Origin of the sequence: Neoalteromonas arenosi (assembly GCF_030362855.1) — a bacterium.
In the GTDB taxonomy this organism is placed as follows: Bacteria; Pseudomonadota; Gammaproteobacteria; order Enterobacterales; family Alteromonadaceae; genus Alteromonas_E; species Alteromonas_E arenosi.
Genome location: NZ_JAUCBP010000002.1, coordinates 228,037 through 250,867, shown reverse-complemented (window position 1 = coordinate 250,867; position 22,831 = coordinate 228,037). Strand labels below are relative to the sequence as shown.

Genomic DNA, 22,831 nt, shown 5'->3' with positions numbered 1-22,831 from the left:
GATGGAGGGTTCAGTACTCTCTCAAGTGGTGTTGCCGCTAGTATTGTCGTTTATCATGTTTGGTATGGGTATGAGCCTTACACGCGACGATTTTTCGCGTTTGTTGCGCATGCCTCTTGCAGTAGTCGCTGGCCTCGTCGGTCAAATTATACTTCTGCCATTACTTGCGTTTGGCTTAGTCCTGGTGCTCGACTTACCCGTTTATCTGGCGATTGGCATTATGGTACTGGCAGCGTGTCCCGGCGGCACTACTTCCAATCTATTTAGCCACGTAGCGCGAGCAAACTTGGCGTTATCAATCACCTTGACAGCAATTGCAACGGTAATTTGTGTATTTACCACGCCGTTTATCGTTGAGTTCAGCTTGCGTTATTTTGAAGTTAAGAATCAAAGCTTCTCGGTTTTAGACATGACACTAAAAATGATAGTACTGTTACTAGTGCCCGTTTTGGTAGGCTTGTTTGTACGTCATAAAGCCCCGATGTTTGCTTTGCGTCAAGAGCACTTATTCCGCAAGTTGTCCGTGAGCTTTATGTTGTTGATGATTGCTGGGATAAGCTGGCAAGAGCGCGATATGCTAGCGCAGAGCTTTCCCAACGTATTTATACTTACCATTGCTCTAAATGTCTTGGCGACGTTAATGGGCGTGGCAATTGCCAAGCTAGTGATGCTTTCAAAGCGCGATGCCATCACGCTGGGTATTGAAATCGGCACGCAGAATGCCACCATGGCAATTATAATTAGCCTCACCTTCCTAGCTGATCCAACCTACTCTATCGCCTGTGGCGTATATGGCGTAACCATGTACCTTGGTGCCACCGCTTTAGTATTCTGGAGTAAGAGTGGTGCGCAACAAAGCCAAGATTAGGGCGTGTTTGCCGATATCTCGCGCTTATCCTCATCAAACAACTGCTTGAGCTCCTCGCGCCCCTGCTCGCTATTGGCAATGAGATCTGGTAACGACATGTCCTGCTCGATAGTTCTACGTAACATATTGATATCGTGCTCAGTAAACACCTGAGTCATGTAATCGACTTGCCCCGGTGTGTAACCATAGGCCGACAATACTTGTTTGGATGCATCTAATGCACCGCTAAACATTTCACGCGTGATGTGCTCAACGCCCAACCGCGCCAACCGTGCCGCGTGCATCCGGTCACGCGCGCGAGCAATTACTTGAATATCGGGAAAATCGTGTTTCACCATGGTTGCGAGCGCGCTCACTTGCTGTGGGTCATCAATCGCAATCAACAATATTCGCGCATGTTCGATACCTGCTGTGCGGAGTAAATCAAGCCGCGTAGCATCGCCAAAAAATACTTTATTACCAAATTTTCGCACAAACTCTATATGTTCTGCGTCCTTATCCATGGCGGTAAAAGCGATACCGTTGGCAGCGAGAATACGAGCTGTAATTTGACCAAAACGTCCAAACCCTGCAATGATCACCTGCGGCTCTGGTGACTCGCGCTGAGTATCATAAACAGCCGGGCAGTTTTTACTGTTGTACAGCAAACTATAAATAATCACTAAAGGCGAGGTCAGCGCCATTGAAATTCCGACGACCAAATTGACCATTGCTGCCAAATCTGCAGCGAGCACTTGCGAACTGACTGCTAGCGTCATCACAACAAAGGCAAACTCACCACCTTGCGATAACATCAACGCAACACGTGTTGAATCGGTATTGGACTGTTTATTCAGTCGCAGTAGAACAAAAATGACGCCGGCCTTAAGCGCAACTAACAAAGCAGTCGCAATGGCTACTTGCGCCGGTTTATCAACCAATAACTGTAGGTCGAGGTTCATCCCGATTGCAATGAAAAACAACCCTAGCAGGAGACCCTTAAAGGGCTCAATTTCGGTTTCTAACTGATGCTTAAATGTCGAATCGGCGAGTAAAATACCGGCAATGAATGCCCCCATACCCATCGACATTCCCACCTGTTCCATCGCTAATGCGGTAATTAATACGATTAATAGAGCCGCCGCGGTCATCACCTCAGTAGAACCATAACGTGAAACCACCCGCAAGAACGGGTTAATCAAAAAACGTCCAGCCACCAGCACCAAAACTATCGTGCCAGCAGCCATCCACCACGGCACCTCAGCGTCCGTTACTTGGGGTGAAAAACTTGCAACGAGTAATAAAATCGGAATGACAGCAACATCTTGCATCAACAAAATACTGAACCCCTGCTGCCCAGGCGGTGTGTGCAAAATGCGCTGTTCGGTCATCAACTGAATGGCAAATGCTGTAGACGACAATGCCACAGCCAGGCCAATAACAATGGCAATGATCACGCTGAAGCCTAGTGCCAGCAAAAAACCGCCTAAAATTAATGCTGTTCCAAACAACTGAGCACCGCCGGTAAAGACTATTTGGTTGCGCATGCGCCAAAGCGTTTTTGGCTCCAACTCTAGGCCAATAACAAATAATAAAAACACCACACCCATTTCAGCGAAATGCAATATAGTCTCGGGATCGTTTACTGCATTAAGCACGTTCGGACCAATAATTATTCCCGCGATCAGGTACCCTAGAATAGCGCCCAGTTTTAGACGTTTAAACAAGGGGACCGCAATAACAGTAGCGGCAAGAAATACAAGTACAGAAGGTAATAAAGCCATCGGTTTTGTCCATGATTGAGAAGCAGCACACCTAGTGCTAGTCTAGACAGTATACAAAGTTTGGTAATTTCAGCAGCACGGCACGAAAACTATTAAGACATATGGATTCAAAGGAATATGAATAATCGCAACTTTCCAATTCATGGCGATGTCAGGGTCAGCGTTGATCATCGAAGGAACAGGCCCTGCGAATATCGAAGCCGTACAAATTTACCAAGAACGTGCACAACGTTTTCGCGATATGCTCAAAGAAGCTCCATGGGCCAGCTTGGTTTTATTACGCGGTGAGCCTCTTTTGCCTCCGGAAGCTAAACGTATGTTAATCGAGATCATCCGTTACGCATCGACCCAAAACTTAGTCGCAACGGGTGTCGTTCTGCAGGATTTGCCCCATGTTAAAACTATCCGTCATTTTTGGACATCAATCTACGACGAGACCACATTACCTTATCAGTTCTTTGACAATGAAGAACAAGCACGGGCGTGGCTATACGCACAAATAACCGCCGCACAATGATCAGGGGCTGTTGGTACTTGTCTTTATTACTTTGGGCTAGTGTGGCTCAAGGTAACGCACAAGTAGAGGGCGAATTAACTGAACTACTCAACCGGGTTACACCGGATGTAATAACGCAATTTAATACGCCAGGCGTTACTATTGCTGTATTTAACCGCCAGCGCGTATTGTTTCACAAAGCCTACGGTACTCGAGATGTGCAACAGCAATTGCCGGTCACTACCGAAACCTACTTCCGCATAGCGTCTACGACAAAAGCCATTACGGCAGCATCACTTGCCATATTAGTCGAGGACGAGCAGTTGAGCTGGGATGACAAGGTGACCCAGTATTTACCGCAATTTCAAATGTCCACTCAATTGCTTACTCAACAAATGCGAGTTGTTGATCTGCTCAGCCACAATAGTGGTTTGCGCAGCGGGGGTGGCGACAGCATGCTGTGGCCCGAACCGGCAAGCTTTACACCCGAAGAAATTGTGCACAATCTTCGTTTTATCACGCCACAAAACGATTTCCGCAGTCAATTTAGTTACAGTAATGTACTGTATGTTGCCGCAGCCGAAGTCGTTAGTGAAGTTAGCAAAATGTCGTGGGCCGATTTTGTTGAAAAACGTATTTTTCAACCGCTGAAGATGCGATGTTTCGCCAGCAATATCCCACCTTCGGCGGTTGAAGCAGCGGCTCTACCCTATGGGCACAACGCAGAACAAGGCATATACTTGATCCCACGCAATGCCATACAGCAAACAGCGGTTCACTCCGTGGCAGCAGGTGGCGTTGTATGTAATAGCGACGGTATGGTCAAGTGGCTGCAGCATCTACTGCAAATTTATGTGCAACCGGAATTGAGTACAGATTCGCTCGGTACATTGAGCACTGTGTTGTCCGCTGAGCAATTAGAAGAATTATGGCGCCCAAGAACAGTGATGCCAGTGTCTGAATTTGAGCAACAGTGGCACAGGACAGCCTTAAAGTCCTATGCATTGGGGTGGCGCGTTAGCCAGTTTGGCCCGCACAAAATGCTTTCACATACGGGAACATTATCGGGTTACCAAGCACAAGTGGCGCTCTTGCCCGACGTCGACTTGGGTATTGTAATTCTCAATAATGGCTCTAACTACGGCGTACGTGGATCGCTGCTGTATACCATTCTACATCATTTACTTGCGCCCGATAGCCAGCAAGATTGGGTAACCGTCTACCGAGAATATCAACAACAACAGCTCATCGATTACTTAGCAAATTTAACCATACCGCAGGGTAATGGCCTGATGCTCAGACCTACAGAGGATTATGTCGGAGAATATGCTGACCAATGGTTTGGTAGTATGACCATTACTCAGGAAGATAATCTTTTGCGCATCGCTTCTGCGCGAATGCCTATGTTAACAGGTTATCTAGAACCCTTTGAACAACACCGCTGGGTGATCCGCTGGGATAATCAAAACGCGGCAAGTGATGTATTTATTCAATTTAGCGCGGATAGCACGGGTGAAATTGAACAGTTTACAATCTTACCTCTACGTTCTGAGCTTCCTGAGAACCATGAATGGCAGGATATGCGCTTTATCAAAGCAACCAATTAGGATAGGTATCCTATTGTCGTTTGTTAGTTTTTGTAAGCAAGACAAAAAGCAACTGATTTTTATCTCCTTAACCAGTGTTTTTTAGTAGCTTTTAGTCATAAAAAAATATTTATATTCCCAAAAGAAATACAAGAAAATATATTATTGATATTTTTCAACAGGTTAAGTCTTTAACCAAAAAATAACAAATGAATTTACGCTAGGTTTACTGACTTTCTACAAACAAACAACAACATTGTGTTTTTAGCTCAGGCATAAAGTAATGGCTGGCAGCAATCAGGCTGTCAGTAAAACTGATTATTACTGAGGATAAACTCATGAAAACATTAACAACTATTGCAAAAGTTGCAGCGCTATCAGTTGGCTTAGGTGTAACAGGTCTAGCCCAAGCCGAGCTTGAAACTGCACAGCTAGAAAACGTTAAATTCACTGGTGACGTTCGTTATGCGGGTTACTGTAAAGCGATTCTTGAAAATAACGTGAGCGCCATTCGTCAATTTGCTAATCGCAGTGTTGGTGAAGTAGCTGGTAGCCGTCGCGGCGTAATTCGTTTGGTATCGAGTGAAAATGGTGTTACTTGTAACGGCAAAAACTTGGTTGAGTTCTCGCTTGAGAAAAATGCAACTGACGTTCACGCTTTCTTGGTAGCTCAGCGCTAATACGTTATGGACGTAGCGCAAATAAACCACAAAACTTGCAAAGGCGGGGTTTGGCCTCGCCTTTAATCAAACTAATACTTGTACTTTCTCTGCTAATACACGAATAATAGATGACAAATATTTTTGTGATTGCCAAGCTAATCACATGTAGAGCATCGGTATGGAATTCGTCTTAGAAAAATTCTCAGAATACAGTGCAATTGTCGAATCGGAACTCACAAGTCCGTTATTTATTGTTCAACTTTGTGCCATTATTGGCGTGTACACTGTGGCGTTTATATTCGCCCGACGCTTCAGGCAACAAACTCAAGTATTCAAACTCCCCCCTACAGAAGGCGCTCATACGCTTAAAGTCATCGCCTACAAAATGGGTGAACTGCTGTTCCCTTTTGTCGCAATATTACTACTTAAGTTATCGACAATCCTCAGCGAAACCTACCAGCTATCTGGGTGGATGCTTAAGTCCGCATTGGTGATCGCCATATTGTTGCTCTTTAACTCGGTAGTTCGCGCCTTCGTCGCCAGTGCCGTAGTCGCCAACTTTATGCGATGGATTATGCTACCGATTTTATTCTTACATTTAATCGGTGTTTTACCCGACATTATCGTTGCTCTTGAAGGTATTGCTATCAATATAGGCAATGTCGAAATATCCGCCTATGGCATTGCTCGCGTGTTGATTTTCGGTTCACTACTGTTTTGGTTAGGGCGCGCTTCAAATGCCGTGGGTAAAGACATCATTCGCAACCATAAGTCCTTAGATGTGAGTACCAAAGAGGTCTTTGCCAAGATTTTTGAAGTGGCCATGTTCTGTGTAATCTTCGTGCTGCTGCTTAATATCATGGGGATCAATTTGACTGCCCTTGCAGTGTTTGGTGGCGCATTGGGTGTTGGTCTTGGGCTCGGTTTACAAACTATCGCGTCAAACTTTATATCAGGCATTATCATACTACTCGATCGGTCACTGACCGTTGGTGATTTCGTTGAGCTTGATGATGGCAGCAAGGGTTTTGTGCGTGAGTTTAAGATGCGCTATGCAGTGCTTGAAACCTACGATGGCAAAGATATTCTGGTACCTAATGAAAAGTTCATCAATTCTCTGCTTGTCAATTGGACCCATAAAGATCCGAAACAGCGTTATCGCGTTGATTTTTCTGTAGCTTACGACACTGATATTCGAGCAATGGTAGAAATTGTCAAAGAGGTCGTCGCTTCGCATGATCAAGTGATCAGCGGTCAAGACATTCCATTTGAAGAACGGCCTGATTGTGAAATCGACAGCTTCGGTGATTCAGGCGTAAACATGTTCGTCGAGTTTTGGATGTATGGAATTGACGATGGCAAAAATCGCGTCGGCGGTGACTTACTATTAATGATCTTTGAAACGCTTAGAGAGCACGGTATTACCATTCCGTTCCCTCAGCGTGAAGTGCGTATATTGGGCGATAAAAGCTCGTTGTATACAACTGACTAAGGCAATCATTCAATTCGGCAAAACCTGCTATTAGAATCCAATTTAGCGACTATTGACTGATGATTCTGGCGGTTATTATACAACCACTAGTATTCGTTGTGATCAATGCCCATGCCTGAATTAAATAATTTGCAACTATTAGAAGCTGAAGCGATACATATTTTACGAGAGGTTGCAGCGAGTTTTGATAAGCCATGCATGTTCTACTCGATTGGCAAGGACTCAACAGTGATGCTGCACCTTGCTCGCAAAGCCTTCCACCCAGGTAAAATTCCTTTCACGCTGTTACACGTCGACACTACATGGGAATTCCATGAAATGGGCGAGTTCCGGGATCGGTTGCAAGAAAAGCTAGGCTTTGATTTGATTGTTCACATCAATCAAGAAGCCTTGGATATGGGCATCCACCCGATCGCATCTGGGTCGGTGAAGTATAATGACTTTATGAAAACAATAGCCCTTAAACAGGCTTTGGATACCCATCAATTTGATGCCGCACTCGGTGGCGCACGTCGCGACGAAGAAAAGTCTCGCGCTAAAGAACGCGTTTTCTCAGTCAGAACAGCCAATCATCAATGGGACCCAAAACGACAACGTCCGGAGTTATGGTCAATCTACAACACCCAAATTGACAAAGGTGAGTCGGTCCGAGTGTTCCCATTGTCCAATTGGACCGAATTGGATATTTGGTTATACATTCTCCAAGAGCGCATTGATATTGTCCCCTTGTATTTCGCGAAGCCACGAATGAGTTGGATAGACGATGAGTCTGGGCAAATTCTCGCACTGGATGATGAGCGCATGTTGGACTATTTAAGCGATAAAGAAAAAGAAAGTTTACAAGAGCGCTGGATACGCTTTAGAACGCTTGGATGTTACCCGCAAACAGGTGCGGTCTTGAGTAAGGCGGATACCCTCGAAGGCATAGTGACCGAGATGATTAGCAGTAAAACCAGTGAGCGTGAGGGACGCTTATTGGACAAGGACCAAACCGGTTCAATGGAGAAGAAAAAACGCGAGGGTTATTTCTAACGTCAGTGTAGCAAGGTTCGAAAAGCACCAAATCGGTGCTTTTTTACTGTGAATTGTTAGGTTTTTAGACTTTCGCTGCCGCCTAATGCCTGCTGCCCCCTAACGGCAGAGGTCATACAGGCAAGCAATACAAAACACAACGACATGATCAGGGCCACTGATATGGTATCCATAATCGCCGCAGACTGCTCGACAGAGAGCGCGATTGCGCCTAAATAGTACTGAATCATTAGGTTAATCAAACTCATCCCAAACAAGTTGCCAATAGTCCGTGATAAATTCATGGAAGCCGATGCAACACCGACTTCACGCTGGTCTACCGCGCCCATAATGGCATTGTTATTCGGCGTAGAAAATAGCCCGAAACCCAACCCAACCAGTATCAGTGCGAGGCTGATGTAACCGGCACTTGTCTGCATGTCGATTTGGGTCAAACAAGCAAAGCCAATGGCTACGATGGCACACCCCGTAGTTGCCAATATACGAGCTTGAAAACGGTCAGCAAGACGCCCAGCGATAGGCGCGACCAAAGCCATCATTAAGGCTTGCAGCATTAAAATCTTACCGGCTTCAGCAGGTCCAAAACCTTTGACATATTGCAAGTAGAGGCTCATCAGAAACACAATGGCAAAATTACTCCCGTACATAAAAAATGAAGTCGTCAACGACAGGCTAAACACTCGACTCTCACGAAACATTTGTACACGGATCAAAGGATGCTGACGGCGGCTTTGATGGCGAACAAATATCATCAGAGCAACAATTGCTAAACCAAAAATCCCGATACCTGTTGTATCGTGTATTCGACTTAAGCCGTAAACAAGACAAATCGCAAAAGCAACGAAGATGGCAGTTCCTGGCCAGTCGAAACGCTCCTTGTCGGTATTCATCCAGTCGCCCGGAAGTTTAAGCGCCATAAAAATCAACAAGGCCACGACCAGCGGCACCTGAAAGAAAAACACCCAACGCCAACCGAGCCATTCGGTTAAATACCCGCCTATTGCAGGTGCCATAGTTAGACCGACGTATACGCACGCGGCAACAATTCCCAGCGCTGAGCCGCGTTTGTGCTGCGGAACAACAGACGTAATAATAGCGACGCCTGTACCAAAGATCATTGCGCCCGCCATCCCTTGTATAAAGCGCCAAAATAGCAGTGTGTCAATGTTGCTAACGAGTCCACACATCAAAGCTGCGAAGGCGTTCAATCCCATGCCCCACGCATAAACGCGTTTGCGTCCGTAATTGTCAGCCAATTTTCCAAAAGGCAACATAAATGCCACGTTACTGAGCAAATAAAGCGTGGGTAGCCAGCCGACTTTTTCAGCGCTGGCATTGAGATCTGCCGCGAGTGCAGGTATTGCAACGTTCACCGCAGCCATGCCCATAGGACCGATTAAATAGCCACAACAAACAGCGATTAGCGCAATTGTTGACAACGACATTCGTTGCATGAACAACACAACCTTAGTGTACTAGACGAGAGGCGCACCTGAACAAGGCGCTGACGAATGCGTGATTATACGTCAATATCAATTGAAGCGAAATCACAACTAGATTTTACAGTACTGCCGACATTAGGCAAAATGTTGCTAACACATTGTTCTGCAGACTTTTTCGATCATGGATATTAACTTCACTGGTAACGCCGTCGAGCTGATTCAACTTGCCCTTGCGCCAGTATTTTTGCTTGTTGGCATTGGTCAAATGCTGAATGTAATGACCGGTCGACTAGCGCGAGTTATCGATCGCGCGCGCTGGTTTGAGGAGCTTGAGGAGCAAAATCCGGAGCGGATAACCCATCGCGCAGAGCGTGAAATCGAATCGCTGCGAAAACGTATGCGTTTTGCCAATTGGTCAATCACCTTTCTAACTGGAGCTGCGGTGACCATCTGTATCGCCGTTATACTGCTTGTTGTTAATGGTTTAGTGTCAGTAAAACTCGATGCCGTTATCTTAGGAACATTTATATTCAGTTTAATGTTGCTAACGGGAGGGTTGGTTACGTTCTTAATCGAAGTTAGTGTTGCGACGGCGACCCTAAAAATATCGCGGCTTAAACAGAAGAAGTAGCGCTTATACCAGCAAAAAAAGGGTGCCGATTGGCACCCTTTTTTGTAAATGCAATTAACCTGAGTTAATTATGCTTTTTTCGCTGCAGTTTTAGTTGCAGGCTTAGCAGCTAATGCAGCAACAGCAGCAGTCAATGCGTCGATTTTTGCATTTAGCTCTTCGATTTTCTGGTCAGTGTCGTCAGCGTTCAAACCAAGTTTAGTGCGAACAGCTTCAACGCGCGCTTCAACGTCAGCTTTAGCAGTAACTTGAGTTTTCACTTCAGCTACTTTCGCTTTACCTTCAGCTTCGATCTTTTCGCCTTTAGCTACTAACTCACCAAACAATTTGTTTGAGTCAGCAGACAAAGTCTCAAGACGACCTTTAACTTCTTCGTAGCCTTTACCGTATGCACCAAGACCTGCTAACCAGATGTTGCGAGCCATTTCTTCAGCGTTTGCAGCAGTTTGCTTCAAAGTTTCGATGTTGTTCATTTCATTACTCCGTAAGTTTTAAAAAAACAGTGTGTTTCTCTGTTATGCGGCGCATGTTACGGATGTAAATTAGAAAGCGCATACTAAATACAAAAAAATTTAAAATATTTTTTAAAATGGCGCTTTTACTTGTAATTGTTGATTAAGCATCAAGCATCGCCCTTTTGCGAATACCGATGTGATTGACAAATCTCGCTGGTCGAGTAATACCAAATCGGCGTTGTCACCAAGAGTAATCGAACCGGCCGGTAAGCCCAGAATCTTGGCAGCACTGGTACTACAGACTTGTACCGCATGACTAATGTCGACGTTGTGCTCTAGCACCAACTGTTGGAATGCCTCGTGCAGTGAAGCAATATCACCTAACTCAAGACCAATCAGATCACCCTTGTCGTCAAACACCGGTAAACTGGCATTAGCATCGGTACTAATTGTCATCTGCTCGGCCGCAACACCCTGCTCAAGTGCAATTGCGACAGCTTGTGCAGCGGGTATTTCACCTTCAGCAATAAAATGCTCATTGGTACTAGCGGTAAAATCAATCGATCCACCCGTTTGCGTCCATGCGATCCCAGCATCAAGCAAAGCCTGGTCTCGATTCATATGCGTCGGATGAAACTGAGCAATCGGTATATCACTTTCACTAACTACACTCTGCAATAGTGATAAGTGCGTATCGCTTGGACCTACATGTATAAACACTACGCCGGCTTTCCCCGACAGCATTCCACCCACTCGAGCTTGTGCCGCGAGCTCTGCTAATTGCTGCATCGTAGGTTGCGAACTGCGGTGATCGCTAATCGCCACTTCCCCCACACCAATACATTCGCTAATCAGCATAATATCTTTACTAACACTACCGGTTAAAGTGACCGCTGGCAGGTGATAATTACCGGTATAAATATAAGCGTTTAAACCGTACTCATTAATTGCTTTCGCTGTGGCAAGCATATCTTCTAAACTGCGGGTGATTGCATCTGTACCAAGCGCAGCAACCATGGTTGTGACGCCGGCTTTTACCGCATCATCAAAATTAAGTGCTGGAGTACGCGACGTAAAACCGCCCTCACCACCGCCACCACTAATGTGGGCTAGCGGATCAACAAAACCGGGGATTAGTACCTGTCCTGTAGCGTCGATAGTGTGTAGATTGGGCATGTCCACTGCGAGTTGCGCATCTATTGCTAGGACTTTGCCACCACCGACCAACACATCCATGCGGCCAAGTGATTCGGGAACATAAACCTGTGCCCCCTTAATTAAGAATAAACTCATGGGTTATTGATATCCGATATTTACAGCCACCATCATACTGGCAGCTGCTAATAAGAACAGACCTATGAAGAATTTCCAAGCGAATTTAAACCATACAGACCAGTCAATACGCGCAACACCTAAACAACCAATTAAGGACGCACTGGTAGGGATAATGATGTTGGACAAACCGTCGCCTAACTGAAAAGCCAATACTGCCGTTTGTCGAGTAACACCAATAAGGTCAGCAAGCGGTGCCATCAATGGCATAGTAATCGCAGCTTGCCCTGAACCACTGGCTACAAAGAAATTAAATATCGATTGGAATGTAAGCATGACTACAGCATTAAGGGTATTACTCGTGTCGCTGATCAAGCCACTGGCATAAAACAACAGGGTGTTGAGATGGGATGGCTGATCCACCGCATCGCCACCCAGAATAATAATGATCCCTTTGGCCATCCCCACGATTAATGCCGCTGGTAACAATTCCGCTGCGCCGCGTTGAAAAGCACTCGATATGCCATTAATCGTCAGACGGCCACTGAGCTTTGCTAATAGTCCGCAAAGCAACCCAATAGCGAAAAACTGCGTGGCAATTTCAGGGATATAATAAGCATGCACCACAACGCCATATAACACCCATAGAATACCGACCAAAAACACGCCAAGAATGGCTGCATCTACCTTTTCAAAACGAGCCTTTACATCCTGCTGTGTCTGCTTGAAGTGCGCATTAGCGGCCTGACAAAGAGACACTGCCGGCACGGCTGTGCAATCGGGTGGCAGCTTTCGTGGTCGACCCACTGTAATGATTACCAATGGCACCAGTGTCAATGCGATTGCCCGTGGTGCTTTTAGCTATAGTGCACCTTCACAACGCTGCAGTGGAGCCAATTGCGCGTCAGGCATTGAAGGCAGCGATCTCACCTATTTGGCCACTGGCGGTCTCGCTAGCTTCCCTATTGGTGTATTGGACACTCACTTTTCTGAGCGCAATCGCGAAGCTCGGTTAATTGTTTTAACCGCTCAAACTGGCGCACGCTATGGTTTTGGTGTCGATGAAACTACTGCATTATTTACGCGTTTTAATGCTACCGAACTGGATTATTATGTGGTTGGTGCTGGGGGCGTATTCGCGGTAGATAATCACTTCAGCCGCTTTATTATCGAACACTCATCAACAGGCAGACAATCAAGCTATGCGGGTTTGGTGAATTTCTTACCCAGTGACTCCCGGGGAACGCTTAACTTCGCTGAGAATCGATGGTCTGCAAACGTCGCTAAGCAGGCTACCGATACGAAAACGCAATACTCTAGCGAAGGCATTTGGCGCACACAGGCGTTGGCCTTGTGTGAAAACGCCGAGCCTATTCGTTTCCGGATTGATAATTATGATGTATTGCTGCAGCCCAATGAACTGACGTCAACACTCAGGTCCAGTGAACATAAACCCTGTGGCTACTTGAATTTGCCCTATGCAATTGTTGGCGTGAATGAATAAAGACGTCTGAGCAGTGGCGCGTTACAATTTATGCAGCGCTTTGGCGCGCCCGTTTGCGTTTGATATTCAAACGAGTGTCATTGAGCATATGCTTAACAAAGGAGCGGAATACTCCGAGGTTAGTGTCTGGCTGCTGCCCAGCAGCCAAGCGGATCATTTGGTAATAATAAAACCCCACTTGCCCAAAACTATTGATTGCCTTGATTAAATTGAGTGAACTATTGTTGCCCCAAAAACCTGTTCCCAATACAAGATTATGCTCATAGTCGTCTATTGCTTCGATTTCACCGGCGATGAGTTTTTGCGAACAGTCGGGTTGCGTACACAGCGGCCGTGCTAAGCCAATAAGGTCGACCTCCCCTTCATTGATCACGCGCTCCATCACATCGCGGCTACGAAAACCGCCGGTAACCATTAAGGGTACGTTAGCGGCAGCTTTAATCCTATCTGCGTATTCAATAAAGTAGGCCTCGCGTTTACGCGTACTCTCGCGCACATCCGTGGGCTCAACACCAATGAGACTGAGCTGCTCGTATGTTCCACCGGATATTTCTAGCAAGTCTATGCCATCTTCTGCCAACCACCGAGCCACCTGCTCACAGTCTTCAAGACTAAAGCCACCTTTTTGAAAATCAGAAGAATTGAGCTTTACAGCAATCGGGAAATCATTGCCGACGGCCTTGCGCACGGCAGCGATTATCTCGCGAATAATACGTGCTCTATTCGCTAAACTACCGCCGTACTCGTCATTGCGTTGATTGATTTTGGGTGATAAAAACTGACTGAGTAAATAACCATGCGCACAATGTATTTGTACGCCACTGAAGCCGGCTTGCTTAACAAGCCCAGCGGAGCGGGCAAAACGCGTGACAACCTCGTGGATATCATCCTTGGTCATCGGTCTAGGTTTTCCAAAGTTACCAAGCATACTAAGCTGTATATCAGAGGGGGCAAGCGGCTTTGTATTAACCATACGTGGGCATTGTCGACCGGGATGGTTTAACTGTACCCACAAATGATTGCCACCTACCATTCCAGCCTCAGCCCATGAGGTAAAGGTCGCCAAATCGCGTTCATCTTCTAGCACCACATTTCCGGCACGCTCGAGGTAACGTCGGTCAATCATCACATTACCAGTGATGTGTAATCCTGTTCCCCCGCGTGACCACGTGCGATAGAGCTGCTCATGCTGTTTGGTAGGTCGGTCTTGAGGATCGGCTAAACCTTCGGTCATCGCACTCTTACCTAGGCGGTTGTGTAATACCGCTCCACACGGCAAGGGCAACGATTGTGCAAGTGTGCTAGTCATGGTTGGTTTATATTCGGGTAAGCACTTCGGTTACGCTACCATAAAAGATATGGACTTGAAATCAGCGATACCCTATCAAACAGACACACATGAAGCTCAACGATTGCGATTTTTTTTAGCTAGTACCTTGTGGATATACTCTAGCGCTTGTTGTTCTGAAGAAAACAACGAATCACGCATATCTGCGCGAAAGTCAGCATTTTTCCGCACTCGGCGAGTTTGTTCTAGAATTAAAGGATGGTTGAGACAGTGCGCATCTACGCAACAACCCAACTCAACTGCCAAACGCCCCACGTCGACCAGTATATCCTCAGCCTCTAGCGTGGTTGCTTGTGCATTGGGAGAGATGCTGAGATATCCCCATAGCTTGGGTTTACATAGAGCAGCAAAGTCAATTAAGTGTTGCCTTAATGCTTTACATGCATTGGCCCCACAAGCACCTCGTAATCGGACTACCGCCACTAAACCACAAGGCTCAAAGGTAAAGCCACCGTCTTTATCAGAGTAGCCCGGAAACTGATTGCTCATTTTGATAAACCGCTTAGGTTACGCTTACAACTGTTCATGAACGTGGTGTTGCTCACTAGAGACAAATTTTTGCTCTAATACTCTAATGGTATTGCCACCTGAAGCCTTCGCATCTTGAAGCGCTTGCTCTGTGCGCCTAAACAGTTGTTTAAAACTCGCATCGAGTCGAGTGCCGGCACTGATCCCAATACTCACAGTCACGCTGTCGGTAGTATCTGCAATATGAAAAACACTGCTCTCTACCCGTTGTCTGATTTTTTCGGCTAATTGCGAAGCGCCCCCAAGATCAGTATTCGGCAGTAATATGGCCAATTCATCGCCACCGATACGGGCTACAAAATCACTGGCTCGAGAGCACTTTTGGGCTTCTTGGGCAACTAGGTTGAACGCGGCGTCACCTCCGCCGTAACCAAACTTATCATTGACTAAGCGCGTATTGTCGATATCAATGATCAAAACAGAAAGGGGGGTTTGATAACGCTGATGGTTGGCAAAATATTGCTCAGAGAGCGCGTTGTAGGCTCGACGGTTAAGTAAACCACTCAATTCATCGTGAAAGGCTTCATTCTGTAGACGCTTAGCGTATTCTCCCACTTTGCTAACTATAGGCCTAAAAATAAACAGTGCTTCAATCAAAATAGTCAGAATAATGATACCTAAGACAATGTTCTGGATCTGACGAATGCCAGCGATTTCCTGTCGTGCTTCAAGTTCATACTGCTGTACCACTGTGTCAAAAGATTCGAGCAGCGGCTCGCGCGCTAGCTGCATGAACCCTCTCGAGCGCTCATAAATTTGCTCAGGTGCAAACACGCTATTTTGACTAATCGCCTGTTCAATCGACGAAGAAAAAACTTGGATCTGATTATCGACAAAGTGCGGTGGAGAAAAATACAGCGCTTGTATTTCATTACTTAACGGTGATTCTTCGCCGGTAATTGCGCTGGCTCGATGCTCGGCAAGTAACCAATGATGGTTCATTTGCATTTTCTGCAATGCACGCTCTGCGGTTGCTTTGGCGTTAGCATTGCCCGTGTATAGATATTCAAGTGTAAACAGACTCGCGCGCTGCGATAGCATACGCTGTTGGCCACTGACATTAATATATTGGCCAGAGTCGGTTTGGTGGGCAATTACATTGTCCAACATGGCGTGCACTGCAATCGACAGCAGTGCAATTACCGACAGTGACACCATATAGTTCATTGTCATAGATCGACTCGGGTTTTTTACTTCGATGACTGATTTCATTGGCGTAGATTATTGTTTAGCGCTACCAAATAGACCGCTGATCCCTTTAACAGTTGTACAAACTTTAGCCCATTTAAACCATGCTTACCATTATTCTGCGACAGCCCCCCAAAACCTAGCAGAACAGAGATGGAGCGATTTTAACCCGCCTGTTGATAGGCATGTTTTAACCAGCCAACAACTTCATCATCAACCTGTTCTGGTGAACTCAGACGCACGCGGTGACTGACCATCGTATTAAAGCTGCCTGACAGCTCAAGCCTGTCAGTTTGCGTAACTGTAGTCAGGTCTTTAAGGTTTAGGCCGAGATCCACGCGAGTTTTGGTCGATGCCTGAATGATGGCAAACTGTTTTTTCCGTCGTACGCTCACGTAGGCTTTTTTAGGCGCGAATTCTACGTCATCACCTAGGGTCGTAAGCAGCTTTGTCAGTGCGGTATAAATTGGCTTCAATGCTTCCTTGCCATTGGCATATTGTGCACTGACCAGATCTGGTTTGTCAGTTTCTTCTCGATTCAGAAACTGGTGCGCAATTAAATTGGCAAACCCGTGGCTTACTTGATGTTGCTGTTTGAGTAAGCTAACTACTTTACCGTGCTTATCAAGCCCTGAGTCAGCCAGTAACGTCAACCACTGGGCCAGTGTTTTGCCGGTTTTCTCGGGCAGATTTTTCAACATCGTTTGTAGCTGTTGTTCTGGGCTAGCCATACTTATGCCTCCTTCCGGTGTAGTTCTGTGATACGCTGAAAAGTCCAGTTTTCACTGGCTGCTGACTTAGGTGAAAGCCCTTGAGTTAATTTAATGATGCCCAAAATCAACCGCCCGCTAAAGGTTGGTTTACCTGTTTCAACCAGAGCCTTAAGGTTTTCACATATAAATTTACTACCGCTTTGCATGGATTTCTCGGTTTTGGAAACCTCTGCCGTGGCTGGATTTTCTGAAATCAAGGTAAATTCAGTCCCGCCATGCTTAGCCTCTAAATTGTAGGTCACTTTGCCTAATGCATCTTCCAAATGCGTAAATTTAAAGGTATGTGCATAACGATTGGGAGGGTCAAATTCAGTAACTTCGCCAACCACACTGGTATATTTTCCGTCTGGCGTACGCATAGCCATCGGCGCGCCCACTGCTAGACCTGGCGTGTCGCACTGACCGTTAAAGAAAAATTGTCTGGGGCTGTCGGTGTTGACAATTTCTGACCAAACTTTGTCAATCGAAGCATTGATAAAGACTTTATAAATAGATTTTCGCATTTCATTGGTTGTCATTTTGTTGCCTCTTGTTGCGTTCTTGTACTTGTTGTTTTTGCTCTGCGGCAAATTTGATATCGAGCATTTTCCCAGCCCACATGGCGCTGTATTCACTGGTCCACCGGGCATGAATTAATTGAATAGGTACGGTGTTGATATACAAATGACGATCGCGGCCCTGCTTATCACTCATCAGCAAGTCTGCTTTTTCAAGTACGGTTAAGTGTTTCATGATAGCGACTCGGGTGACATCAAAGTTCTTACACACATCTTTGACTAGACAGCCGGGATTCGCACGCACGTAATCAAGTAGCTTTCTGCGTTTATCATTGGCCAGTGCATGAAACACGGCATCCATAGACTCGGGGTTCATATGCTCTCCAAATTCAATAGGTAACTTATAGGTTACCTATTGAATTATGTCAAACGCAAAGCGATTCAATACAACAGTAAATGGAATGAGCCCACGCGAAGAATCCCGCGCGGGCTTTTTGAGATTATTGAATGGGGATCAAGACTTCGTTGTGACGTAAGAAAGGTATGGTCAGTGGCCCATTGTAACCAGCTTTAATCGGCTCACCGACGGCTTGATAATTATTCGCTTGCAGCCACTTTCGCAATATTGCGGTGTGTTCGCTGACATTGCCGTCGCTCAGAGTGCCACTAAATTTGATTGCCGCGACTTTATAATCAGTGACTTCGCTAACCACGACATCAGGATCGTTGGGAATGGGAGTGGTCGCTAGCGTAAAATCAGCGGGCATCACAAATGACATCGATGGCTCAGTACTATTTTCAGTCATAAATACGGGTGCCGTCATAGCTATTTCAGTACCGTCAGCTTGCTCTTCATCCATAAACACTGGGGCTGTCATAGCTATCTCTCTCGACCCTTGATTATCACCGCTGATGTATTTAAATAGTTTGCGAAAAGCGCTGTTCTCTCCGCCCTCTCCCATACTCGCTGACACCAAGATCATCGACTCGTAATTGCGGATTTCTATGTTAGATTCTTGATCGGAGGCGATCAGTGTATACGGCGCTGAATCAACGCCATTATCGCCAAATACTGAACAGCCACTAATAAACAGTGACAAAAGAAGAATAAAGTTTTTCACACGGGCTCCGAAATAACACTATTTAACAACCACTACGCAATTAGCGGCATAAAGTATCAATTGATAAACCTGTTACGACTCTTGATGATTGCAATTTGCTTGAATCAAGCAGATTATGGCGCTTCATGTAGTAGAAAGTTTTGCCTTGAGGTAATGGTGCGTAAGAAAATTTATCAGTGTTTGATCGCACTCACATTGCTCGTTGCTGCCGTCAATCAAGCGTTTGCAGAGAGCAACGAACCGCCTATCCGATTTTATTCAGAAATTGTGGCTCCTTATTACTGGCTCGACGATAGCAAACAGGCGCAAGGTGCCATGGTCGATTTGGCGATGGCGATTATCGACATCATCGACCGAGAGGCATCTATCGCCCATCTGCCCTGGGCAAGAGCTATAATAGAAACACAAAAGCGACCGAATATCGTGTTGTTAACAGCCTTGCGCACGACGAGTCGGGAAGACAAGTTACAGTGGTTGGGCAAAGTAGGTCAAACTAAGGCGTACCTAATAGGACTTAATTCCAGCCAATTACCTGAGTTAAACCATATCGAACAGGCTAAATCGCTAAAAGTAGCCACTATCCGCGGCTACGGCGCTGCCGCATACTTACTCGATAAGGGCTTTGTGGAAGGTGAAAATCTCGATCTTTTTGTGCGCATCGACCAGTTATGGTCAATGCTCTATCGCCAACGCATAGATGCAGTTCTGATGAACATGGTAACCAGCCCCTTTGAAATTGCACAGGCAAACCTCGACCCCAGCGCAATTAAACCGATACTGCACATCGATGAATTGACCATTAATCTCGAAATGGCTACAGGTAACGCAACGTCACAAGCAACAGTGATGCAGATCAGAACGGCTCTGCAACAACTTAAAGATAATGGCACTTACAGCGCGATTATGCAGCGTTGGGAGCTTTAATTAAGGCGTATTGGACTTCGTCGTTGCGCGCCGTTCGAGCACTCCGTATTCAAACACAAATGCTGGATCCTGTTGAACTTTGGCCATGTCCTGTTCGTTGGTTTCCGGCCGCACAGAGGTAAATCCAAACCAGGTGTTGCGATTATTATTTTTCGCGGCGTAAAGGCCTGCATCGGCAATCCCAATGGTAGCCTCCCAACTTAACGCGGCGAAGTGTTTACTTGCTAGTGGATAAGCAGCATAGCCAATGGAACAGGTAATATTAACTTCGAGGTTGTTTTTGAGCTTAAAGGGCTTGCTACCGATGACATTAATCACCCGTTCGGCTAGCTCCGTAGCGTCTTTCCGCGGTGTATCATGCACTACCACTAGAAATTCTTCCCCCCCCCAACGGATCAAATAATCGATTTCGCGGAAGACTTGTTTTAAACGCAGGCTCGTCTCGATGAGCACCAAATCCCCCATATGATGTCCGTAGGTATCATTGATTGATTTAAAGTGATCAATATCTATGAGAAAAAACAGTACGTCTGTGTTCTCATCAGCCGTCAACGCACTCTTGGCACAATCAGCGTAGTAGCGTTGTAACTTCGTCACATCCCGCTCAATGTTCTGGGTCAGAAACCGCCTGTTATGCAAGCCCGTTAGCGCGTCGGTCATACTGGCTTCACGCAATGCTTGCGCTTGTTTATTCAGCGTTTTATTAGCCTCGAGCAACTCAGCCGTGCGCTCAGCCACCCGCTGCTCCAGCACCAATTGGCGACGGTTGAGTTTTTGCACGCGTAATCTATGTAACATGAACACCAGCACACATACGAGCAACCCAAATAAAAACCGTGCGATACCGGTTTGATACCACGCCGCGGGAATAATTATCTGCCGTTCAATGCTATTATCAAACCATTGTTGGCCGTCTAACGAGTATTCAACTTGAAACACGTAGCTACCTGGTTGAGGTTGCGTAAAGGTTGCAACGCGGTGGCCAGCATCAGTCTCGGTCCAAGTGTCATCCAATCCGAGCAATCGGTACCGATAAAACACTTGCTGAGGTGTGAGGTAATCCAATGCCGCAAACTCAAAGGACAAGCGCTTGATCAGAGTTGGCGTCTGGATGTTGCGGTCAAATAATTCTGGGGTTAACTGCACGTCATCTGCTGTGATAACCGTACCGCCGGTTAATACCACTTGTCTGGGCTTAGGTGTCCATACTAATTCGTTTGGCTCTATGAGCGTTAGACCATTTAAACCGCCAAACACCATAATTTCATTGGCTGTTTTAGTTGCTGCTCCTCGTCGAAATGGTGCATTGATAGCGCTAGGTCCATTGAGTACAGTAGTCACTTCGTAGGTGGTGATATCGACCGCGATGATACTTTTTGACGTACTGATGTACACGCGCCCATCACTTTCGCCAGCAATGGCTTCAACCGTCCCACCTAGCTCACCTGGGGCGATGTGTAACTGTTGCCATTGTCCATCTTTGCGATAGACAAACAGTCCGGCATTACTAGTCCCTGCCCAAATTTGCTCTCGACTATCTGCAAAAAGAGCCGGAATAAATTGTTCCTGTAACGACACCGGCGCATGTGGGGCGACTTTTATCTCTGTGCTATCAAGGTTAGGTTGGTCTAGCACGTAAAGTCCACGCCAAGAGCCAATCCATAGCCTGTCTTCAGTCATTAAGAGCGATGCGACTCGGCGTTCGTGAGTCGCTTGTGCCAATAAATTACGCGCCGTGTTGGTCGCTTGATGGTATGCCCAAAGACCATCGGTTCCCGCGACCCACATTACACCATTGCGCTGCGCAAATGCGCTGGAGTACTTATTCACTGGTCGCCCAGGGATAACAATCGGCTCCTGCACTGCAGATTTAGCATCTATCAGCATCGATTTAAAATTACTCGATGCGAACAGGCGTTGATCTTCAGCGACTATCAGGGTCTCGATCGGATCATTGCCATCGTCATATAGAGCTTCGGCATGTCCGGTAATTGGATTTAAACGTTCTAGACCACTGTTACCGGTGCCAACTATCAAATCATTATTTCGCGACTGAACTGAATGAACATGGCGTTGATTTAAGCCCCCAAACGAGCCTATCCCACCGAGAATATGACTGATTCCATTAGCTGCCGGTTGATAAATTTGTAAGGCCGTATTTGCACCAATCCATACCAGTCCGCGAGAGTCGGTATACAACGCCCAAACATTGTCATTGGCTAAGCCCGCGGGGTGCAAAGGGTCAAAGAATGCACGACGAACAGATAACTGCTCTACATCTAATGTGAGTAAACCTTTGCCAAAAGTACCGAGTAGCACCTTATTTGCATCGGTTACCGTAATAGAATAAATCCACGGCTGAACTTTGTCATCAAAACGTACCTGCTCAAAATGTTCGTTTTGCGTTTCTACAAATAAGCCTCGGTTGGCGGTCCCCACTAGTAACTCTTGCCTTTGAGTAGTGGCAAATACGCTGATGCGGATCTCAGACTCAAAATTTTCAACCGGATTGAGCATCTTCTCAGACTCAGCCAACGGCATGTTAAGCAGACCGTTGCCGCTGCCCACCCAGAGATGTTGTTTATGGACTATTAAGGCGTGAATGCGCGCATCGTAGGGCAATGGCAGCAAGGTTAATTGGTTGCTTTCAACATCATACTGATAAACAGCACGGTCAGCAGCGATAAATAAATGTGCTGGCTCAGCTGCCGATGTAATGTTTTGTAATGACAAGGTTGATAGTTGATCGTGTTGCACCGTATACAATTGACGCTGTTGTGTATCCAGACGAAACAAACCGCGATTGGTTCCCACCCAAATTTGCCCTGTTTTATCGGCATGTGCGGCTTGAATAAATGGGCTCTGCGCCTCTGCCGATTGCTCAACAAATACAGCGCGCTCAGCATAGTGGCCATCCCAGCGCCACAAACCGTTAGAGGCTACAAACCAAATGAAGCCTTGTTCATCTTCAGTAATAGCGACTATATCACCATCTATCCCTGAAACGTTGTCGAGCGGAGAATGAAAGATAGAGTGCTCAAATAAGCTATCTGATTGTGCATTGCATCCAAATACTAGCACCAGAAAAAGACATAAACATTGTAGTGATGACGATATGATTTTCACGCGTTTTTGTGACTTATATTTTTTTGCAATAACGCAATTAACGGCATGGTGGTAGGTTATAGTTTAGCTAGTTCAGTTGCAACGCCATACAAACAAAGCACAAGAAAAAGGCGAACCTATGGC

22 protein-coding genes are annotated in these 22,831 nt (G+C 46.1%); 9 read left to right on the top strand and 13 right to left on the bottom strand.

Annotation, left to right across the window (positions count from 1 at the left end; genetic code table 11):
- Nucleotide 1 precedes the first annotated feature (1 nt).
- Nucleotides 2-868: a bile acid:sodium symporter family protein gene (locus QTP81_RS03135; RefSeq protein WP_289363665.1), complete on the top strand. Its 867-nt coding sequence runs from the start codon at nucleotides 2-4 to the stop codon at nucleotides 866-868.
- Here the strand turns inward: QTP81_RS03135 and QTP81_RS03130 are convergent.
- A complete protein-coding gene (locus tag QTP81_RS03130; RefSeq protein WP_289363664.1) occupies nucleotides 865-2,631 on the bottom strand; it encodes a monovalent cation:proton antiporter-2 (CPA2) family protein in 1,767 nt (588 codons plus the stop codon). The two genes, QTP81_RS03135 and QTP81_RS03130, sit on opposite strands and share 4 nt — an antisense overlap.
- Nucleotides 2,632-2,779: 148 nt before the next feature.
- Here QTP81_RS03130 and QTP81_RS03125 point away from each other — a divergent pair, with 148 nt between their 5' ends.
- From QTP81_RS03125 to cysD, 5 genes are all read left to right on the top strand, one after another.
- Nucleotides 2,780-3,148: a hypothetical protein gene (locus tag QTP81_RS03125; RefSeq protein ID WP_289363663.1), complete on the top strand. Its 369-nt coding sequence runs from the start codon at nucleotides 2,780-2,782 to the stop codon at nucleotides 3,146-3,148.
- A gap of 17 nt (nucleotides 3,149-3,165) precedes the next feature.
- A complete protein-coding gene (locus QTP81_RS03120; protein ID WP_289363662.1) occupies nucleotides 3,166-4,734 on the top strand; it encodes a serine hydrolase in 1,569 nt (522 codons plus the stop codon).
- 317 nt (nucleotides 4,735-5,051) lie between these two features.
- Entirely contained in the window at nucleotides 5,052-5,393 is a 342-nt protein-coding gene (locus tag QTP81_RS03115) for a DUF3718 domain-containing protein (RefSeq protein ID WP_289363660.1), read from the top strand.
- A gap of 154 nt (nucleotides 5,394-5,547) precedes the next feature.
- Nucleotides 5,548-6,867: a mechanosensitive ion channel family protein gene (locus tag QTP81_RS03110; protein WP_289363921.1), complete on the top strand. Its 1,320-nt coding sequence runs from the start codon at nucleotides 5,548-5,550 to the stop codon at nucleotides 6,865-6,867.
- A 105-nt stretch (nucleotides 6,868-6,972) separates the two neighbouring features.
- A complete protein-coding gene (gene cysD, locus QTP81_RS03105; RefSeq protein ID WP_289363659.1) occupies nucleotides 6,973-7,899 on the top strand; it encodes a sulfate adenylyltransferase subunit CysD in 927 nt (308 codons plus the stop codon).
- Between the two features lie 56 nt (nucleotides 7,900-7,955).
- Here cysD and QTP81_RS03100 read toward each other — a convergent pair whose 3' ends face one another.
- Nucleotides 7,956-9,353 (bottom strand): MFS transporter, encoded by a 1,398-nt coding sequence (locus tag QTP81_RS03100; RefSeq protein ID WP_289363658.1) that lies wholly within the window; start codon nucleotides 9,351-9,353, stop codon nucleotides 7,956-7,958.
- A gap of 169 nt (nucleotides 9,354-9,522) precedes the next feature.
- Between QTP81_RS03100 and QTP81_RS03095 the strand changes: the two genes are divergently transcribed.
- Nucleotides 9,523-9,972: a DUF2721 domain-containing protein gene (locus QTP81_RS03095; RefSeq protein ID WP_289363656.1), complete on the top strand. Its 450-nt coding sequence runs from the start codon at nucleotides 9,523-9,525 to the stop codon at nucleotides 9,970-9,972.
- Nucleotides 9,973-10,040: 68 nt separating this feature from the next.
- Here the strand turns inward: QTP81_RS03095 and QTP81_RS03090 are convergent, their stop codons facing one another.
- The 3 genes from QTP81_RS03090 to QTP81_RS03080 all read right to left on the bottom strand — a co-directional run bounded on the left by QTP81_RS03090 (nucleotide 10,041) and on the right by QTP81_RS03080 (nucleotide 12,506).
- Entirely contained in the window at nucleotides 10,041-10,445 is a 405-nt protein-coding gene (locus tag QTP81_RS03090) for a phasin-related domain-containing protein (RefSeq protein WP_289363654.1), read from the bottom strand.
- 111 nt (nucleotides 10,446-10,556) lie between these two features.
- Nucleotides 10,557-11,720 (bottom strand): beta-aspartyl-peptidase, encoded by a 1,164-nt coding sequence (iadA, locus tag QTP81_RS03085; RefSeq protein ID WP_289363652.1) that lies wholly within the window; start codon nucleotides 11,718-11,720, stop codon nucleotides 10,557-10,559.
- A 3-nt stretch (nucleotides 11,721-11,723) separates the two neighbouring features.
- A complete protein-coding gene (locus QTP81_RS03080) occupies nucleotides 11,724-12,506 on the bottom strand; it encodes a transporter permease (protein ID WP_289363650.1) in 783 nt (260 codons plus the stop codon).
- Nucleotides 12,507-12,510: 4 nt separating this feature from the next.
- Between QTP81_RS03080 and QTP81_RS03075 the strand changes: the two genes are divergently transcribed.
- The gene (locus QTP81_RS03075) at nucleotides 12,511-13,203 is read left to right on the top strand and encodes a type 1 glutamine amidotransferase family protein (RefSeq protein ID WP_289363649.1); all 693 of its coding nucleotides are present in this window, start codon (nucleotides 12,511-12,513) and stop codon (nucleotides 13,201-13,203) included.
- Nucleotides 13,204-13,231: 28 nt separating this feature from the next.
- Here the strand turns inward: QTP81_RS03075 and QTP81_RS03070 are convergent, their stop codons facing one another.
- The 7 genes from QTP81_RS03070 to QTP81_RS03040 form a co-directional block, all read right to left on the bottom strand.
- On the bottom strand, nucleotides 13,232-14,512 hold the full coding sequence (locus QTP81_RS03070; protein WP_289363647.1) for an NADH:flavin oxidoreductase/NADH oxidase family protein: 1,281 nt from the start codon (nucleotides 14,510-14,512) through the stop codon (nucleotides 13,232-13,234).
- 96 nt (nucleotides 14,513-14,608) lie between these two features.
- Nucleotides 14,609-15,040: a hypothetical protein gene (locus QTP81_RS03065; protein ID WP_289363645.1), complete on the bottom strand. Its 432-nt coding sequence runs from the start codon at nucleotides 15,038-15,040 to the stop codon at nucleotides 14,609-14,611.
- A gap of 24 nt (nucleotides 15,041-15,064) precedes the next feature.
- The gene (locus QTP81_RS03060; RefSeq protein WP_289363643.1) at nucleotides 15,065-16,252 is read right to left on the bottom strand and encodes a diguanylate cyclase; all 1,188 of its coding nucleotides are present in this window, start codon (nucleotides 16,250-16,252) and stop codon (nucleotides 15,065-15,067) included.
- A 179-nt stretch (nucleotides 16,253-16,431) separates the two neighbouring features.
- Entirely contained in the window at nucleotides 16,432-16,998 is a 567-nt protein-coding gene (locus QTP81_RS03055) for a DUF4287 domain-containing protein (RefSeq protein WP_289363640.1), read from the bottom strand.
- A 2-nt stretch (nucleotides 16,999-17,000) separates the two neighbouring features.
- Nucleotides 17,001-17,558: an SRPBCC domain-containing protein gene (locus QTP81_RS03050; RefSeq protein ID WP_289363639.1), complete on the bottom strand. Its 558-nt coding sequence runs from the start codon at nucleotides 17,556-17,558 to the stop codon at nucleotides 17,001-17,003.
- A complete protein-coding gene (locus QTP81_RS03045; protein WP_289363637.1) occupies nucleotides 17,545-17,913 on the bottom strand; it encodes an ArsR/SmtB family transcription factor in 369 nt (122 codons plus the stop codon). The genes QTP81_RS03050 and QTP81_RS03045 overlap by 14 nt, the downstream gene beginning before the upstream one ends.
- 124 nt (nucleotides 17,914-18,037) lie before the next feature.
- Entirely contained in the window at nucleotides 18,038-18,658 is a 621-nt protein-coding gene (locus QTP81_RS03040; RefSeq protein ID WP_289363636.1) for an SOUL family heme-binding protein, read from the bottom strand.
- A 156-nt stretch (nucleotides 18,659-18,814) separates the two neighbouring features.
- On the opposite strand from QTP81_RS03040, the gene QTP81_RS03035 reads away from it, so the two are divergent.
- Entirely contained in the window at nucleotides 18,815-19,582 is a 768-nt protein-coding gene (locus QTP81_RS03035) for a substrate-binding periplasmic protein (protein ID WP_289363634.1), read from the top strand.
- On the opposite strand, the gene QTP81_RS03030 is transcribed toward QTP81_RS03035, so the two are convergent.
- Entirely contained in the window at nucleotides 19,583-22,663 is a 3,081-nt protein-coding gene (locus tag QTP81_RS03030) for a ligand-binding sensor domain-containing diguanylate cyclase (RefSeq protein ID WP_289363633.1), read from the bottom strand.
- Nucleotides 22,664-22,831: the final 168 nt, after the last annotated feature.

Coding starts and splice junctions, on each gene's coding strand:
- QTP81_RS03135 (WP_289363665.1), top strand. CDS start 2: ATGGAGGGTTCAGTACTCTCTCAAGTGGTGTTGCCGCTAGTATTGTCG.
- QTP81_RS03130 (WP_289363664.1), bottom strand. CDS start 2,631: ATGGCTTTATTACCTTCTGTACTTGTATTTCTTGCCGCTACTGTTATT.
- QTP81_RS03125 (WP_289363663.1), top strand. CDS start 2,780: ATGTCAGGGTCAGCGTTGATCATCGAAGGAACAGGCCCTGCGAATATC.
- QTP81_RS03115 (WP_289363660.1), top strand. CDS start 5,052: ATGAAAACATTAACAACTATTGCAAAAGTTGCAGCGCTATCAGTTGGC.
- cysD (WP_289363659.1), top strand. CDS start 6,973: ATGCCCATGCCTGAATTAAATAATTTGCAACTATTAGAAGCTGAAGCG.
- QTP81_RS03100 (WP_289363658.1), bottom strand. CDS start 9,353: ATGCAACGAATGTCGTTGTCAACAATTGCGCTAATCGCTGTTTGTTGT.
- QTP81_RS03095 (WP_289363656.1), top strand. CDS start 9,523: ATGGATATTAACTTCACTGGTAACGCCGTCGAGCTGATTCAACTTGCC.
- QTP81_RS03090 (WP_289363654.1), bottom strand. CDS start 10,445: ATGAACAACATCGAAACTTTGAAGCAAACTGCTGCAAACGCTGAAGAA.
- iadA (WP_289363652.1), bottom strand. CDS start 11,720: ATGAGTTTATTCTTAATTAAGGGGGCACAGGTTTATGTTCCCGAATCA.
- QTP81_RS03075 (WP_289363649.1), top strand. CDS start 12,511: ATGATTACCAATGGCACCAGTGTCAATGCGATTGCCCGTGGTGCTTTT.
- QTP81_RS03070 (WP_289363647.1), bottom strand. CDS start 14,512: ATGACTAGCACACTTGCACAATCGTTGCCCTTGCCGTGTGGAGCGGTA.
- QTP81_RS03065 (WP_289363645.1), bottom strand. CDS start 15,040: ATGAGCAATCAGTTTCCGGGCTACTCTGATAAAGACGGTGGCTTTACC.
- QTP81_RS03060 (WP_289363643.1), bottom strand. CDS start 16,252: ATGACAATGAACTATATGGTGTCACTGTCGGTAATTGCACTGCTGTCG.
- QTP81_RS03055 (WP_289363640.1), bottom strand. CDS start 16,998: ATGGCTAGCCCAGAACAACAGCTACAAACGATGTTGAAAAATCTGCCC.
- QTP81_RS03050 (WP_289363639.1), bottom strand. CDS start 17,558: ATGACAACCAATGAAATGCGAAAATCTATTTATAAAGTCTTTATCAAT.
- QTP81_RS03045 (WP_289363637.1), bottom strand. CDS start 17,913: ATGAACCCCGAGTCTATGGATGCCGTGTTTCATGCACTGGCCAATGAT.